General features: G+C 59.1%; 6 protein-coding genes. 3 read left to right on the forward strand and 3 right to left on the reverse strand.

All coding sequences use genetic code 11. The features are described 5' to 3' along the window. Both A3A9_RS0126405 and A3A9_RS0126410 read left to right on the forward strand, forming a co-directional pair. Window positions 1-232 (forward strand): IS3 family transposase (locus A3A9_RS0126405; RefSeq protein WP_027061327.1); only part of this gene is annotated, 232 nt, incomplete at its 5' end. 151 nt (window positions 233-383) lie between these two features. Further along, the gene (locus A3A9_RS0126410; RefSeq protein WP_161634541.1) at window positions 384-1,496 is read left to right on the forward strand and encodes an SIR2 family protein; all 1,113 of its coding nucleotides are present in this window, start codon (window positions 384-386) and stop codon (window positions 1,494-1,496) included. A 156-nt stretch (window positions 1,497-1,652) separates the two neighbouring features. Here A3A9_RS0126410 and A3A9_RS0126415 read toward each other — a convergent pair whose 3' ends face one another. The 3 genes from A3A9_RS0126415 to A3A9_RS0126430 all read right to left on the reverse strand — a co-directional run bounded on the left by A3A9_RS0126415 (window position 1,653) and on the right by A3A9_RS0126430 (window position 4,749). Continuing rightward, on the reverse strand, window positions 1,653-2,528 hold the full coding sequence (locus A3A9_RS0126415; protein ID WP_152536185.1) for a hypothetical protein: 876 nt from the start codon (window positions 2,526-2,528) through the stop codon (window positions 1,653-1,655). 660 nt (window positions 2,529-3,188) lie between these two features. Continuing rightward, the gene (locus A3A9_RS44285; protein WP_152536186.1) at window positions 3,189-3,527 is read right to left on the reverse strand and encodes a hypothetical protein; all 339 of its coding nucleotides are present in this window, start codon (window positions 3,525-3,527) and stop codon (window positions 3,189-3,191) included. 109 nt (window positions 3,528-3,636) lie between these two features. Beyond that, the gene (locus tag A3A9_RS0126430; protein ID WP_082222230.1) at window positions 3,637-4,749 is read right to left on the reverse strand and encodes a ferritin-like domain-containing protein; all 1,113 of its coding nucleotides are present in this window, start codon (window positions 4,747-4,749) and stop codon (window positions 3,637-3,639) included. Window positions 4,750-6,598: 1,849 nt separating this feature from the next. Here A3A9_RS0126430 and A3A9_RS0126440 point away from each other — a divergent pair. Next, entirely contained in the window at window positions 6,599-17,743 is an 11,145-nt protein-coding gene (locus tag A3A9_RS0126440; protein WP_152536187.1) for a hypothetical protein, read from the forward strand. The last annotated feature ends 8 nt before the right edge of the window (window positions 17,744-17,751 follow it).

A 17,751-nucleotide genomic window follows, 5' to 3' on the forward strand; every position in this document is an offset into this window, starting at 1 on the left:
CATCACCTGCTCAATGAGCAGGTCGGGCAATGTCTGGGATAATGCTGCGATGGAGAGCTTCTTCTCGTCGCTTAAGACCGAGCGCACGGCGCGCAAGGTCTACAGGACGAGGGATGACGCCAGGGCGGATGTGTTCGATTACATCGAGCGCTTCTATAACCCTCGGCGAAGGCACTCGACGCTCGGCTATCTGAGCCCCGTCGAGTTCGAGGAACAAGCTATGCTAGCTTAACCTCGTGTCCGAAAAACCGGCAGCAGGCCAACTGTTGCTAACTGTACCAAGGAGGCCGTGGGCACAGCGGTCGTGCCGAAGCGGCATTCCATTGGCCTAGCCCTGACGAACGGATCGAAAAGAATGTTGGCCGCTAAGTATAGGTGCTATGATGTCGAAGGCCTTTCTCATCGGAGCTGGAGCCTCAGCTGAAGCAGGCTATCCGATCACAAAGTGGTTGACTTATCCTGTTGCACACTACCTAGACCAATATAGAAAGAAGAAGCGAGGCAAACCTAGCCGCTTAGAACAATATCTTGCAACGGTTTATTCGCTCGACAGGCACGGAATGGGACCGGCGGCACTCTTGTGGCACGATTTTGTGAACCCGCCGGAGGGCCAAAACCCTTTAGCCCTGCCAGACTCTGACTTGATGCCGAGCATCATAGAGATACTTAGCGTCATCGATATAGCTATTGCTGAGCAATGGAGCCTAGGTCCCAGCCAAGACGAGTATTTGCAACATCGAAAGTCGCGGGAGTTCAAAGGCAATGAACTCCAGAGAGTACGGGAACGCGTCGTTGGGGCGCTTTTGACCGGCTTCATGGAGCTGGATAGAACTCGACCCTATTATGAGGCTTTCAAAATTCTGGCGAAAAGCCTTGCTCGCGATGACGTCGTCGTGACCACGAACTGGGATACGCTACTCGATCGAGCGATGTTTCTTGAGACAAGAGCGCCGCCAGCTTACGGAACTCTGGGGGCACGGCTCGTGGACCACAGTGGCCATGATTTGAGAGCGCAAGAAACCAGCGAATCCCGGCGTCTTTATAAACTGCATGGTTCTTTCAACTGGCAGTACTGCCCCCGCTGCGGGGATCTGTACGTGAGCCCCGACAAAATAATCATGCCAATGGATGAGACGAGTCCCTCATGGCTCGATCGAGAATGTCACTGTGGCGCGGAAATGGACGGCCTGGTCGTCACCCCATCTTTCGCAAAGCGATATTTGAACGTTCATCTAGCCAACATCTGGAGGGGAGCGCAGAAGGCACTGGAGGGCGCCGAGGAGTGGATCTTTGTTGGCTATTCGCTCCCAGATGACGATATCTGGATCAGGACCATGCTTTTGCGCGCTGTGGTGATACGTCGTCAAAAAGATCCGCCAACGATCCACGTAGTGAGCCATAAGGAGGACATTGCGCTCCAGAGGCGGTACCGGCAACTCTTCCAAGCCGACATCGCATTCCATTCAAATGGATTTCTTCATTTCCTCACAAGGTAGCCATTGCTTGTCCGCAGGGGCGATCGCGACGAACTGGCAATTCGCAGAGTATTGAGGCGTCAGCGGAGGTCATACTGCGTCTTTGATTGGCATGTGAGTCAAGACAGGTTCACAAGCCTCTAAGGCCGGTGACAAGCGTCAGGCCGCCAACATCCATCACGGGACACCGCAGTATTTTATGACGTAGATATTGCTAGCTTGTAGTTCTGAAACCTTATAGGGACCCCAGCTTCCTTTTATTTTATCGGTTTGTTCATAAGGCCAATTATCCTTGATCTTCTTTGGTGATTTTGAGGGCGTTTGACCGTTGTCATCAGAGTACCATACGACAAAGTGTTTACAGTCACCCACGTCGTCCATGAGAGCATCTTTTGCCGCCTGCTCACAACGGTCCCAGGCTCTCTTGATGAAAGGTTGCTCGAGTTCCTCCATCGACGGGTATCTTGGCTTTGCCACCCCATTGCCGTCGCGTTTGTAGGCTACGCCGGCTATGAACCGCCGCGCTTCGGCAAGACCGTCCAGATCACTGTCTCCTGCCAACTCTATTGTTGCAGTTTCGCCGAAGACTATGCCTTGACAAACCGACTGATCAACCCGCTCAATTTTGACTTGTCGGTGGAACGGTCGATCAGCCACCCTGGTCAGGATGCCAGCGAGCGAGTGGATGACGCCCTCCGCGTTAGGAAAGTCGAGCTGAATTTGCGCGATCGGACCCTTGCCGCAGGTCGCATGGAAGGATTGATCGGCGTTCACGACTGGCTTGACTGCCTGAAGCAATCCGCCTTTCGGATCTATGAAACGCACGGTTGGGGTTTGGGCGCCTGCTCCCCCGCGTATGTCAACGTTGCTAAGAGGTGTTGATGGCGCTAGCCAGACTTTTGTATCAATGCGAATGCCTAGACCGGACGGCGATAGAACGATGCTGGACGGCGCTGGCAATTTCACCGTCAGACCTTCGGGCATTGTGAATAAGTTTGGCACCGGTGTTCCCGGTATGCCGAAACCGAAATCGACCAGAAGGAGACCAGGCATCGTTTTTACCTCCAGCTCAGGAACTTAACACTCTAGTCCGACCGACCTCGTGATGGAAGTTCTCGCACGCAAATGTATGGTGAGTGAGAGCGGTTGCACCTTGACTTTCGTTATTAGACCCTTGGAGGCGAAAAGGCTATGGCCTGGGCGTCCAGTTCAACTTCTATAACAGCGCTCTCTCCAACAAGACGGGCGGCAACCATCAGTGCTGGTCACGGGCGGCGTACCATGTCCAGACGCCTTCGTGTCGGTGTGTCCCCGCGAGGGCCGCGCCGGTGATGGGGTCTGGGGTAACGTCGATATCGGCATGCGATGTGCCAAAAGTGGCATACCCACCCAAAGTCAGATCACCGGGCAGCGCTCGCGAGCGACCCACTCGGAGCCAGCATGCAGAAAACCCTGGCTCTGGCTGTAGGACGACCCGGCGGGGTCGCCGGCGCGCTGTTGCAACGTGCCGAGCGTGGCAAAGCCGCAATGGCTCAATATGTCGGCATAGCCTAACGATCGGAATAGTCAGGCCATAGGATTAGGTCACTTGAGAAATGTTTAGATTCCAGCATCAATGCCAGTCGAACCGGTTTCGTCCAGCAACTTTGTTAGACATCCATGCCTTTGGTCATCTCAATTGGCGATTGTCGACATGAAGCACGCAGACGGAGTCTATTCACTTTCGGCGACTTGCGTCATGAAGGCGTCATCTGCGTCAGGCGCTCCTTCCTCTATCCATTTGGCAATAAAAGCCAAATCTTCGTCGGAAATATATGGGCCACCACGGGGCATTCGTCTGGTACCCTCCGCCGGTCCCATGAGTATTTCAATCAAGAACGATTCTTGGACGTTTCTGGGCACTATTGGGACCTTGCCATAGATGGGGCCAGCAACGAATTGATCTCGGGGTAAATTCCAAAAGCGCTCCTTTCCATCATGAGATGGAGCTCCTCCATTTTCATCCGTTAGTTGGTTTAGGATACTTCTCACTTGAACGATTCGTGATTCCATAGGTAAAAACTCCTCCGAATGGTGCCTAGTAATTCAGCGGAAACAAGACAAGCATGCTCGGTTGGCGACGCGCCGATAAGCTTGGCGGGACCAACGACGCATTTCTGGACTATCCCACGAAGGAATTGGCTTCAGCCTCGTAAATCTGGAACGTTGGCCCATAGTATCCCTTCGACGGATCGTTCACATCTATAGGTTCATTTTTCATAAGGTCGACGGCAATCCTTCCGAGCCCGAGCATTATTTCCTTTGCCCCCGCTAGATCGTCCTGGCCACCTCCGCTGTCGCCCTTATCCCAGGCAGATTGGAGACACGCGAGCATGGTGCGGTACTCGTTATTAAACTGCTTAATCTTGTCGTCCACTGGCTTGGGAGGGGTGCGGCCGGTCGCCGGAATATCAGCCATGGGATAGACTGACGGGAAGTCAAAAAAATCCCCGGTCAAAGTCCAGGACTTGTCGGCCATCTGAGCGAAGTTGCGGCCGACCTCGATCTGCTTGAACTTGTAATAGTGGGCAAGTTCATTGCCGAACGTCGGTGCGTCCGGTGTGCTCGGCGTGCCCTCGCCTTGTTCCTTGATATGCTCAATCGCGTATAGGCCCTCTTGCAGGGTGGTGATCGGCTTCAGCACGTTCTGCTGGTTCTCATCATGCCCAGTGAATGGCTCACTTAGTTGCCTTTGGCCCGTAATCTGCACCTTCTGGGCAGTTACGAGGTGCTTAAGTGTATCGGCAATTGCGTCGTAGAACTCGCCAATTGTGTGGAACCTTCGCCGTGCTTTGGCGGTCCCAAATTCAATTGTTTGCGCCGGTCCCTTCTCGGGGTACTCGATTATCATGAAAATCTCTGACACCACGGCTGGTGTAAGTCGTGAGAGCCCAACTTTCCATTCGATTAAGTTCGGTGGCGTAATCCTAGGCGCAATATCGCACGGCAGCGGCCCCGGATAGCGGGGGATAAAGTCATGGTCGTTGAACGCAGGGCTACCGCCGATTGTCGTCAGCAAGTTGCAGGCTGTCCCCATATGGCCCATTTCCTCGTACACCACGCTTCTCAGAATCTCGTAGGCAGGGTGCGATTTTTCCCTGATCGACCACATCGCCGTGAGGTAAGGCGGGAGCGTAGCATGCTCCAGCTTGATGGCGCACCGAAGCATCTCTACCAAATGTGCCCGGGTGCGTTTCTCTATTGGAACATTCAAGAGATCAATCGTTGAAGACATGGGGCGCTCCTCCGGTGTTACGAGGCCAAAAGGAGTGAGGAAATCCTTGGACCGTCGCCTTGCTAGATGTTCATTGTCCTTTCCTCGTATTCGCGACCATTAGGAATTTCATTAGGGGTCACGCTGTTTGTTCTTGCCGGCTCGGTTGGTTTTGCCACTCTCCAGCCTAAGGACTTTCGCGAGAAGAGTGCAGGCTCGGCCTTGTCGTACAAAAAAACCTAGGCCGATGAAGATCGGGCCCTTTCTAGAGCGAAGGGGCACCGCTCAGTGCATTTCTTCGAACGCTTGACCGGTCGGCTGGAAAGGCGGAAGGTATCATTCTGTGCCTGAACGCGACGAACAAGCTCTACAAAGTTATTTCATCTTGTTCCAACGTGGGGTGGTCTGTCAAGTCTTGTCTGGCGCAAGGTGGACATACCTACAATAAGAATTATCCAATATGTAGGTGGGATTCTACCGTGGCTTAGTCAAAGGCTAACCGGATCAATGTCGGGAAAACTATTCTCTGACTCGGAGAGCGCCATGGGCAAAGAAAATTGTGAAGTGAAGGTTTCATCTAATTTCTAAGCATCCGTGACTATATTATTGAATACGACGGAACGGATGCCTTGCTACTTGCAGATCTGAGAAGGGAAAGGAAGGCTCTCTCTACGCGCCCTAGCGGAGTTCAGAATGCGGCTCGGCCGCGATCTGTGCCGCGAGCGCCGCGAACAGGCGCGACTTGCCGATGCCGGCCTCGCCGCTGGTCACTAAACATCTCGTTGCCGCGACGCATCGAGTTCTGGGTTAGTCTTCCTCAATTGCCAACCGTGCTAGACCGCAAGGGCTGTCTCAGGGTTTGGATCCGTTGCCATGGATCAAATGGGCATGGGCATTCTGGATTTTACTGAAAAGGCGCGTCGGAGGGCCGAGGAGTGACAAATCCGTGGATCGAGGAATTTCTATCTCTCATAAGCAATGAAGACGTCAACAAGATTGACTTGAGAAGGCTCTTAGGCTGAACGATCAGCATCTCCCGAAATCTATCTTCAAGTTCCGATCCGTCAATGATTATGCATTGAACAATCTCAGTGAGGGTACATTTTGGTTTACGTCACCCTCGAAATACAACGACCCATATGATTGCGTCGGCACACAGTCTTACGCGGAATTGTCCCGGAACATACCAAATGCTCCTCCTAACTACCAACAGACCCTGCAAAAGCACTACGAAGAAAGTTTGTAGAACTCATCCGTGAGGTCAGGATCGCGCACAGCCAGAATACGCGCCGACTGCTTTGGAAAGCCCTCAAAACAACCTGTCGAAGGAAACGTTCCGTAGGTAGATCTGATGCGTTGAACACGTGGCAGTGGACATCGACAAGCGGGGCACCCTCACCAGCTTCCTTCGCTCCTTGCGCGGTGCAGCCAGCGGCAACGGCAACCAGAGTCGACGAGGCCTGCTTTAAGAAATTCGGCGATGCATGCCCCCTCCCGACCTTTGCAGACATGATCCTCGCAGAACCGCCGGACCGCTGTCCTGAGGCGGAGATAGCGGATCTGGGATTCATCCGGCCCGCACGCCCACGGCGACACCGGAATTTACGATTTATTCTTTCGAAGCACCGGCTAGCCGCTCCGCGAGTCTCAAAAAAAAGGCCCGCCGTTGATGACCGCACAAGCGATGTCGCCCGTGGACATTGGATCGATGATGGCACCGCTCGCTGCCAAATTCGCCGCGTTACGCCGTTCGTGTTCGCTTTAAAACTGTTAGTAATGGCAAGTTGTGCCTTGGCAATTACTGCAGTTGATGCTTAAGTAGCCTCTGCTGATGTTGCGCGGCCCAGTGAAACTGGCCGAGGAGCCGGCTATGGGCGTTGAGCATGTCGAGATTGGCACAGTTGAGCCCTATGGCAATTTCAAGGGCGCCTGGTTCGGTCTTGCCGTAGAGGAACCAGCCGGAGACGACGACAATCTCCGCGCCGAAGCGCTGGTCCTGTCGACTGCCATCGGCGGGACGATTGTTCTAAGGGCTGAGTTTGCCCAGCCCATCCTTATCCCGAAAGTCTTCGTCAATACCGGAACCGGAAAGCTGTCTCTACCGAAGTCCGAGCCACTCGCAGATGAGTTGCTGCGCCGGCTCTCCAGTCAGGAGATCTTGTGGTCGGGGTCCGAAGCCCAGCGCGCGTTTTTGAGCCTGCCGCACGGCCTAGGCTCAACTGGTGCTGAATTCCGCGGCGATGCCCGCTTGGATTTGACCGGGCTCTCCAGCACGCCGCCCCAATTTTCAGCCGAGTTTTCGGCGCGCGGCGAGATCACCGTCGACTTCACCGTCCCGGGCCAGGCCCCGGTCACCATCAAGCAAAGCGTCGCGATCGTTGTTGTCTTAAACAAGATCGATACATCGAACCTCAGCCTGCCGAAGCTGAGGTTCGATTTCGACGACCTGAACTTTTCCCTGCCGGCCTTCGATTTTCCGGACGTCGACCTGCCTGCGTTCGATCTGTCAAAGGCAATGCATTTGGCGCTGGGCGCTGGGAAGGGCATTTCTCGCGTCTTTGCGCGTGTCGCGAAGGCTGTCGCTGACGAGGTCGACGTGACGGTGACGCCGAGGGGCGTGAATCCACGGCTTTACATCGACTTTTCTGGAGGAAATACGCACTGGAGCCTTGACGACGATCGTGGCCACGCGGCTTTCGACATATCCGTCAAGCTCCAGAAAACCGGGGACGTCCTTCTGCAGGTCGATGCCTTTAGTGCCTGGGACAGCGGCAGCGGCGCCAAGATCAGCGGAACGGTTGTTGCAAAGCCCACTCCCATTCACATCAGCCCCGGCAAGCAGGTGCTCGGGCCGCTAACGGTGGCGTGGTCGCAGGTCACCGTGACGCCAGTTGCCCGATCCGAGGCCACGGCGCTGAACAATGTCTCACTACGCGCAAACATCAGCTTCGAGCGGCTGATGATCTATGCGACCGACGACCCCTCGGCGGCGATCGCTATCGCTGGTGAGGTCGAAGTGACACCTTCGGGCGCCCGGGTCATCGAGTTGAAGATCGTCGAACCTTATCCATTCTGGTTGATCAAGCGCGTCGCCAACGCCGCGGCGGATCTTGGCCGCTGGGCCGCATCGGTCCTCGAACTCGACTTCGAGATCGATGCGCAGGCGGGAGACCTCAAGGGGCTCGAGGCGCTCCTCGATGCCCTAGGGCGGATCGCGGCCGCCATCGGCCGCGCCGCAGCGCTCGCCGCGGGCGCAGTACAGGAGGTGCTGCTGGCTGTCGCGGAAGCCGTGGGTAGACTGCTTCGGTCACTAGCCGATCTCGTCGGCCAAACCGCGCGCAATCTCGCCTTCGAAATTCGTGTGGCGACCGATCCGTTTGAGCTGAGGCAGGTGCTGGTCACGCTCAAGAACAAAACGATGGCGACTGATCCGTTCACGCTGTCGGCGCTCGGGTTGCGGCTCGATATCCATCAAGGTTTCGAACCTGGTCTCCTGCTCGACTTCGTCGCCGCGCCCGGCGCCTATTTCATCGCCAGCCCGGCCGCGGATGGCGGCACGACGGCGGAGCTGGCGACGCTTTCGACCGATTTGTGGCTCGGCGAGCAAGACGGATCCACGCGGGCGATCCGAGATGCCGACGGCAAGGACGGTGAGCGTGGCACGGAAACAGATTCCTCCGTTGCCAAACCGCTGATAGCGCTCGAAGTCTCCACCAAGAACAACAAAGAACTGGTCCTGCTCATCGCTGGATTGAGCCGCGGCCGTGGCGTGTTTTTCCAACGCGTGACCAACGTCACGCGCAAACTGGTCGGCGAAACGGGCTTGGCCAAGCTTGTAACCGCCGACGGACCCTTTGCGGTCACCGCACTCGATGACTCCGATTTCGCTTTCGGCTTCAAGTTCGACAAGGATCGGGTACTGCCACTGCTCGGTATGGGAGAGCCTGGAAAGGAGCAGGGCTCGGCCGGCACGCCGACATTCCTCGAAAGGCTCCAGGGTGGGCTCTCCCAAACAGTCTGGGTGAAGGACTGGACGACCGAGATCTCTGCCACCAAGGCAAGCGCGACACTTCAGCTAGGCGTCAAGGTTGCGGGCCTCGAGACCGAAGTCGCGCTCGCGTTGACGCTCGATATGAAAACGCTCGAAGCCCAACTCGACGCCAAGAGTGGTGACATCGGCCTGAAATCAAGACGCATAGAAGAGCGCGCACTCGGCCTGGTGTGGGTTGTCGAGCAGTTGGACGAGAAGGATCGCGCGGCCGACAACGAAGTCGAGATGTTCAAGCTGTCCTTCAAAGACGGCGAGACCAATTTGGCGCTCAACGAAAAACTGGCCCGGATGGAGATCCGTTTTTCCGATCTCTCGTCCGACGGCAAAGGTGTCGCGCTCGAGGTTAAGCAGTTCGGCATCTCGCGGGCAGGCCTGGATTTGCGTGCCGAGGCCAATGGCGCCTCGACCAGGCTGAACGGGATCAACACGCCCTTCAAGGTCACCACCGGCGCTTTCGAAATTAGGGGCGGACGACTTATCCAGGCGACGATCGGCGGCCAGGGATCGCTGCCGCGCGACCTCGTCGGCGACGTCGATTGCAGCATCCTTCTCAACTTCAATCAAGAGCCAAACAGCAACGAGATCGTGCTGCAGAAGGGCAAGGTCGAGTTTGGCAAGCGCGGCGAACCGGTCAAGTGCCATACGACCCGCTTTACGCTGACCATCAACGAACTGGATATCTCTTTCGTCCGCGACGGTGGCTACCATTTCTATTTCCTGGTCACGGGCGCGATCGAATTCACTCCAGGCGCTGGCGAGTTCGAAAATGGGCTGCTCAAATATCTGAAGGACGTGCGCATCGATCTTCAGCAGGCCCCGCTCACTGGCGACGCGCGCACCCTGGCCAAGCACATTTCCTTCCAGAAAGCCTTCAATCCGAAGAAATCGTTCAAGCTGTTTGAGCTCTTCGAGTTCGAATTGCGCGGCTTCGGCTTCCATCCGTCGTCGCCCAAGTTCGACGGCGACCCGGCGATGAATATCTCCGGTCAGATAAAGTTCGCCGAGATCGGCGATGTGATGAAACCGTCCATCGACTTCCATGGCTTGTGGATCGCCGCGCCAAAGGGCAGCAACCCTCTGCCGCGGGTCAAATGCGACGGGCTCGGCGTCGAGATCGGCCTGTCGGGCGCGGCCCGCATCAGGGGCACGCTGCTTGCCGTCGATCCGAAGACTGACTGGCTCGAGTTCGGCGGGCTGCCCCCGGCCGGCTATGATACCTACGGCTTTCTCGGCGAAGGTGAAATCTCGATCGAAGGCTGGGGCTCAATGTCGGCCTCCATGGGCTTCCTCGAGGTCGCCCGCAAGGAAACGCCAGACGAGCGCAAGAAGGCGTTCTTCCTCTACCTCCAGGCAAACCAACTGGCGATCGAGATACCGGTGGTCGTCTGGAGTTTCTGGATGCGAGAGATCGGCTTCGGTTTTGGCTACCGCTATACGCTCCAGGGCATCAAGGCCGCCGAAAACGCACCGTCAACAGCCAAGCTGATCAATGCGCTGGATGACGTTTCCAAGCGACAGGGCGACCTCGCCCGCTTCGCGGCCTGGTCCCCCGACCCCGAAGGCGACAACATCACGCTCGCCATGCGGGCGCTCTTCCAATGCTACCCTACCGATGAGGATTGGGACGAGGATTACGAAAAGACGGCAGAAGAGCCGTTCCTGTTCGATATCGTCGCTGCCCTGCGTTCGGACATGACGTTCCTGATGAGCGCTCGTGCCTGGGTCGCGACCAATTATTACGATTTTCTGTCTGACAGCGACGGCTCGAAGCTCCGCAACAACCCGGGCCTGCGTGGCTACCTCTTTATCTCGGCGCCCCGGCAGGAACTGCTGCTGCGCGCAATCGGATCATCGGCCGGCTATGTCGGCGACCGTCTTGGCGACATCCAGGAGTTGAAGCAGGCGCTGAAGTCGGTCGACTGGTCGATGACGCTTTTCATCAACCCGAAGCTGTTCCATCTTGAACTGGGCTGGCCAAATCAGCTGGTCGCAAGGCTCAAGGACAAGCCCGACTTCACCGTGACTGTGCGCGGCGGTCTCATCTTCCGCGTCGCGGAGGATGGGCTGCTTTGGGGCTTCAACATCGAGGCCGACGCCTTCATCGTTTTCAAGGGCGGCTTCGATGGCGGCTCGATCGGTGTCATGGTCGAGGCAAGCCTGACGGCGAAGTTCATTGCCCGGTTGATCTGCTTTATCTCCTGGCGTCTTGCCGGCACGCTCATCTACGGGTTGATCTCGCTTGACGCCAATCTCCAGTTCCGCATCAGAGCATGGATGGAAGTCGATATTGGCATCGACACCATCACGTTGCGCATCTCATTTTCGCGTTCCGTGCAGTTCTCGGCCGCAGTCGAGATGGCGCTGTCAACCGAGGGCGTCGGCGCTCGGGTGCAGGCGCGGATTGCCGTGGGGGCGTTTGGCTGCACACTTTCGGTCGGGCTCGGCTTTACGATCGGCGGCGACAAGCTCGAGGAAGCGCGTGCCCGCGTCCAGCGCTTCATGGCGCTCGGCATCGCCAATGAGCCGACCCCAGACCCGCCCAACGTCCTGGCGGCGCGCGAGGGCGACAGTCAGGTCAAGGACGAGGCCGACCACGCTGGCGCAATAGCGGCCGCCCCACCCCCACCGCTGCCCCGCGATGGGCCAAAGCCGCCGATCGAGCGCTGGAAGTTCGGCAACCCGATTGAGCCGACCGACTTCTGGCTAGTGCTGTGCTCCGGAGGCAACGGCAAGGTCTATGGCGTGCTGCTGCCTCGGGCGCCCGCCCGGATAATCGATGGCTATTGGGCCGGCGGTTTCTACGCGCCAGCCAATGGCCTGCAGGACAAAGGCGTACGCATATCGAGCGAGGCCCACAGCTTTGCCTATGTTGGCACTGTGACGGGGGTAGAGCGCTGGTACGTCGACAAGGCTGACTTCTATAACTTCGATCCAAACGATCCCGCCATCGCGCGCTGGGACAGGCCCATCCCGGCCGAAGGAGCAGACCCCAGCGCCTTCAAGCTCGCCCACCTGTTTGACGAATGCTATCTCTACGATTCATTTTGGACCCCAGGCGACAACGGCAAATCCTACCGCACGACCAGCAGGTGGAGCGAGCCACGGGTCAAGCGGTTCAAACTCGCCAAGGACCCGGAGGCGAGCGACGAGCAGGGGCGGCGGCGCGAGCGCGACAGGGTGCAGCGCAATCGTCTGGTATCGGTGGCGCAAACTCCCCTCGACGCGGCCTGTCACGACGCACGCTCGACCGTTCTGGCATCTTTCCTCGATCAGTTCGTGGCGTTCGCCGCGACCGGCACTCACACAGTCGGCGAGGCTCATGTCACAGATCTCGGGTTGGTTTTTCGTGGTACCGCAGACGCGCTCGGCGCGCTCGGCGCTGGTAAAGACATGGACGGCAACCCGACCGGCCTGAGCGTCAGCAAGAGCATCGGCATCGACAAGGATGGTAATCCGATATTCGAGGCGACGCCCGGTGTCGTTACGGTGTTCAACCCACGTGAGACTTGGTTCGAGGTCGCCGATCCTGTGTTTGCTTTCACTAAGGAGCCGACAGTCGAGGCAGATGGCGTGAAGCTGGACTGGAAGCTGCAGCACTTCCCCGATCATGTGATGAGCAATCGCGACATCGATGAGCGAGGCGACCCCGAGCAGTATCTCAGTCACTACGAAATCATCTGCGAGCTTACGGGCAATGCGCGCTGGGAGGAGCCGCGTCGCGTCAAGCCCTGTGCGACGGAGGGCGGGATTGGCGACGACGGTGTCTGTGCCACGCTCGCGCCCTACTGGCAGTTCGTCGACGACCTTGCCGACCTGCCTCAAGCGGTCCGCTCCGCCATCTTGCCTCAAGCAGGCGAAGAACAGGCGCTGGCTGCGGCAAGCGCCTGGTACGAGGCTTTTGGCGAGGAGGATACCGTCGATTTTACCTATTCGATCATTCCTGTCGATGTCGCGGGAACCAGAGGCAGCGAGCGTAGCTTTGTGTTCGAGGCACGGCGTCCGCAGGCCCCGATCCGCCCCGCGACGGCGGAGCTGCGATTTGCGGTTCTGTCGCCGCATCGCCAGCCGGCCAACGGCAAGCGGCCCGACAATCTGTCGATAACCCTCGCGCTCGACGACAAGGCATGGTCCGGGTCCGTACCTGCGGGTCTCGGCGGCGGCCGCTATGCGCACCGGCTCTACCGCCTTGTCGTCGATCCGGAAGAGGTGGTCGCGACGGGCAGCTACGGAGCGGATGCAATGACCGATCGGCCGATCGGCCTGCGCGCATCCGGCGAGACAGGCGACGAATTCAGTTTCACGTTCTGGCGCAGCGATATCGAGGACTGCCGTACGGACAAGCCCGACGCCATCGAGCCCGACGACGAAGCGCGCCGCGCCTTCGCCTACTGGTTGCGGCTAACAGACGCAGCATCCGAACAGGCGGTCCTCAAGCGGGCCTTCAACGACGATGACCGAACAGAGATAGGCAACTGGCAGAACGCCTTCTTCGATGCGCTGTGGAGCCGACCGGGCGAAAATGGTCCCACGCGTGCCGCCTCGCGTTTCTACCTCGAGACGCTGATTGTCGTGACGACCGCCAAAGCACGTCCCACGCGCAAGCAGCTTACGAAAGCGTTCGTATCGCGCCGCGTGCCGGTCGATATCGAGATCATGATCGAGCCCACCAAGGTCGCCCAGGACGAGCCGCTCGAGGTCACGCTGCTGCGCCCGGACGCTTTCGAGTGGCCAGTCAGGCTGGATCTCCCGGCACTTGGCGAGGGCGAGGTACGCGCAGCTTCAGGCTTTGCCCTGTTCCGCGCCCCTGCCGTCGGCGCGACGCTTGCTCAGGTATTGGGGAAAGCCGGCGGCGCGAATGGCGTCGTGACCCTGCGCGACCCCGACCGACGGCTGTTGACCATGATCGAGTGGGACGCCTGCCCGGCATGGGCGTTGAGCGGAAGCCCGGCGGCAATCAATGGTTCGACCATTGGCGGCTTCGATGTGCATGAACTCGACATCGACGACCTCGCTCCACTCGACGGCATCTCAAAGACCCCCTTTGCTAAAAATGGTGAGCTCTGGAGCCGGTCGCGTCGAGTCGCGCGAGCGCAACTCATACCGTCTTCAGCCGCCATGCTCACCCCGCATGGCACGCAGGACCTGCTCGGCTGGCAGGCACACTATCCGAGCGAGACCTGGCGAGCTTCGCAACAGAATTCCGTTACGCACACGATGCCCGCCCGGCGTGGCTACTGGTCCGCCCGCGAGGCGACACCGCGCTTCCCCAGCAGGCCGCCTCGCCTGCGTCTGATCCCGTTGCCCGATGAAAATGTTTCGGCAGCGCTGATGCGCGGCGGACGGCCGAAGTCGGTCTTTGCCCTGCTACAGCGGGCCGACGGCACCGGTGTGCGCCCGGGTCTGGTCAAGCGAGGAACGCCCGATTCGGACGACGCTGTCGCGAAGCTGATCGAGCTTTTCGACACCCCAATCAAGCATGACGCCAATGACTGGTCCGGTTGGACGGAGTTCCGTCGGGCAGACGGGGAGCTGTTCGAGCCGTCTGACCTGCGCGCGCTCCAGCTTTTCTTGATACGCCCACGCAATATGACAAGGGAAGCGTGCGAAGGTCTTTTGCTGAAACTTGCCGGTGCGCCGGAGCAAAAGGCAGGCTGGAAGGTCACGGGCGAGATTGACGTACCGCTCGATTTCACCTCGCCGCTCCATCCGATCATTGAAGAGACGATCGCTGAACTCGCCCTTGAGGTGAGCAAGGATCGACCGCCGATCCTGTACCGTCGCTACCGGCCAATCGTCCAGCCGCGTCCGCAGGTGACCGCCAATGACGCCGCCGACTTGTTCGGCAAGACGCAAGCGGCCAAGGATCCCTACGGCTGGGGCGCGCTGCAGACGCTTGGTCTGGCCGCTACAATCCGTGTGATGGATTGCGACACCGACACGTTCATCGATGCCAGGTCGCTGCTCGGGCGCATCGATCAGGTGATGAGACGGGTCGTCGCCCGCTATGCCATCATCGTGAAGAATGTAGGCAAGGACCTTGGCTTCCCGTTTGTCGACATTCTGTTGCGACCAGGAAGGGACCGAGTAGCCGGCGCATTCGATGCTATCGTCGACAGTGAGGCTGCGAGCTTCGAATCCGACGATGCGCTGGCGCTGGCGCAGATATCGTTGCGGCCGCGGCCGGAGTCGGTCTGGCGTTACCATCGCATTGCCGCCTATTGGGCGAAGGACCGGCTGAACGAAAAGGGGCAATCCGGTCAAACGAAGGCGGTCGTGTTTCAGCTCCAGCCAAGCGCGTCCTTCGACATCGACGTCTTGCGGCTTGCAGATACCCGCGTCGTTGAACTCGCCCCCTCTCAGTTAAAACCGGCCTCGCCAGTTGCAGTGACGCTGCCGCCGCTTAGCCAGCCGACCCGAAAGGCCCGCGACGTCGATCCGGCCCTCACACTCGTCATCCGCTCGCGCGGCGCGAGGGCGGAGGAGGTTCAGAAGGTCATCGCTTTGAAACGTGTCACAGTCGTGCGCAAGAAAGTAACGGTCGTTGAGAACGGAGTGCAGAACCAGATCTTGGTCGAGGAGGAGAAACTCGAAGACGCCGATCCGATGGAATGGCTTTTCCATCGCCAAAGCAACCAGACCTCCGCCGAGGGCTGGAGCCTCGACGAGATTGCGCAGCCAGGGTGGCTGGATGACGAATGGGCGCCTGTCGACCCGTTTGAGCGGTTTGCGCCACAGCCGCCGGAGGCCTGGGCGGACGCCTTTGCAAAAGATAATGTCGCACGGGACGCGTATGAAAGCTTCCGCGACAACGCGCTCGCGGCCATGCCGCATATCAGGAACATCGACACCCTCTCGGTCAGCGACGTCGCCCTCTATCTCGACTGGTCACAACGCTTCCTTGATCACGGTGCCGGACCAGGAAAGAACGTGTTCAAGCCGCTGCCGACCCCTAAGCCCTCGGCCAGCGAACAGAAACTCAGCGTCGCATTTGCAGCCCCAACCTCGGCAACGCCCTGGCGGTTGGCGGCGCAGGCTGACGGGACAATGTCCATGAGCTTCCTGCACGCCGACCGATGGGCCCATGCCAGGGCATATGCGGTCAGGCCATTCGGGCGCTATCAGGAGTTGATGATTGGCGCCTACGCGTACCGCTCGGCAACCTCAAGCGACCGCGGCGCGGCTCGCGCGGAACTCGAACGATTGCTCCCCGGCTGGCACCCAGGCCAAGCGGTTGATCCGCTCGGCTATGCGGTGGCGGTCTCACAGCGCACTGAAAAAGTTGAGCCTCCTCTGATACTCGGCTCCAGTCTGTGGCGGCCCGGGGATACGGATGCCCGTGATCCGGCATGGCGTCTGGTCGTTTCCAGGCATGCGGAGGAAAGTCTGTCCTATTCCAACCGCCCCGTCTTCGGGAAGCTTGGCTGGGAAGGTGTGGCGCTCAGCTTTACGCGCGATTATCGAGAGCCCGAGTGGCCGACACGGCTGGCCACGGTGAAAGTCGGTGGCGGACCATGGGACGCGGAACTCCATCCAACCAAAATGCCAGGCTTTCCCAAGGTCGACAAACTCGCCGATGATCCGGTGATCACCGCCGGCGACCTCAGATCTCTAGCGCAAGAATTCCCGACGCTGTGGAAGGGCGCTGACGTCTATCGCTTCCCGCTGCTGCCCCATCACTACCGCGTCACCGTGCTCGCTACAGCCCGCGCCGGCGTCGTGGTCTCGCCCATCGCTGTCGCCACGCAAACCGAGTTTTCGGTCGCGGGCTTGGATGCAGGCAATCTGCGCGATGCGGATCCTCACGCTGGCACCCCCGAAACGGGCGTCATCGAACTCCAACGCCTCGACGGCGGCTTCACGCGGGTGGTCGTCTCCTGGCGGCTCCTGTCGCATGCCGACCTGATGGCTGGCAAAACGCGCGACATATGGGCCGACGGTCCAAAGAATGTGGCGCACTGGCCGGATCCGGACGTCGTCTATGTCTTTGAGCGCGGCTTCAAACGTGACGGCAAGGACCTCCTCGACGAGGACGCCGAAATAAGACTGGTTGCGCGCGCGCCGGACAATGTTACCGATGGCGAGCAGGCGCAACCGATCGTTCTGCGTGCCCGCGGCACGCGCTTCAAGGAGCCTTCGGGAGCCCGAATGGGTGCTGACCGGATTTTGGTCAGCCGAACTGCGAAAGGGTCGTTCGTTGCATCTGTCCCGCTCGCTGTCGCCGGACGCGAGGACAAAGCGACAGGCGGTCCGCTAAAGCCACTTGCAGGCGTGGGCTTGGACAAGGACGCCGCAACCGCCACGCCCGATGAGATCGCAGGATTCAACGACATGGCGCGTTGGGTCCTGCCCAGTGGCGACAAGTGCCCCTTTGCCATACTGCGCTCGATCTATGCGCTCACGCTGGCATACTTGCCGAAAGACACAGACAAGCCCGAGGATGTCGTGGCGGCGGCCAAGGCCCTTGCGATAGCTGCCGGCGACGCGGCGAAGCTTCTCGCGCCCGAGGACAACTGGGCCTGGCATCTCAACCGCTTTTCGGAAGAAACCATCGACTGGGCAAACGATGCCAACACCAAACCGGCCACTGTCGAAGAGGCTCTGATTGGTGCCAGGTTCCCATTCAAGATCGAGGACTACTGGCCAAACGAGACCAAATTCCCGCTTGCCGTCGGGACTGGCGACGCGAAGGATTCGACTTTCGTGTGGGTGTCGGGGGGCGATACGCGTCCACCAGTTCTGACGCTCTATGACCTTCCGTCGGCCGACGAGCTCCAGGCGCTCGATGCTGCCGCGACGTCGGCAGCGCTTAAGGCGGTAATTGCCCAACTGCGCGCGGCGGCGCTTGAAATCATCTCGGGTGGGGCCGACACGCTGGGCCTGCGCGCCGTTCATGGCCGGGCAAGCCGGGACGGCACGGCGGGGTCAGCTAGCGTCAAGCTCGACTGGCCGGACGCGTTGCGCTGATGGGCGAG

The organism is Mesorhizobium loti CJ3sym (genome assembly GCF_000472785.1).
Classification (GTDB): domain Bacteria; phylum Pseudomonadota; class Alphaproteobacteria; order Rhizobiales; family Rhizobiaceae; genus Mesorhizobium; species Mesorhizobium loti_E.

Bases quoted from the DNA above. Each gene is read 5' to 3' on its own strand.
- A3A9_RS0126415 (WP_152536185.1), bottom strand. From the start codon at position 2,528: ATGCCTGGTCTCCTTCTGGTCGATTTCGGTTTCGGCATACCGGGAACA.
- A3A9_RS0126430 (WP_082222230.1), bottom strand. From the start codon at position 4,749: ATGTCTTCAACGATTGATCTCTTGAATGTTCCAATAGAGAAACGCACC.
- A3A9_RS0126410 (WP_161634541.1), top strand. From the start codon at position 384: ATGTCGAAGGCCTTTCTCATCGGAGCTGGAGCCTCAGCTGAAGCAGGC.
- A3A9_RS0126440 (WP_152536187.1), top strand. From the start codon at position 6,599: ATGGGCGTTGAGCATGTCGAGATTGGCACAGTTGAGCCCTATGGCAAT.
- A3A9_RS44285 (WP_152536186.1), bottom strand. From the start codon at position 3,527: ATGGAATCACGAATCGTTCAAGTGAGAAGTATCCTAAACCAACTAACG.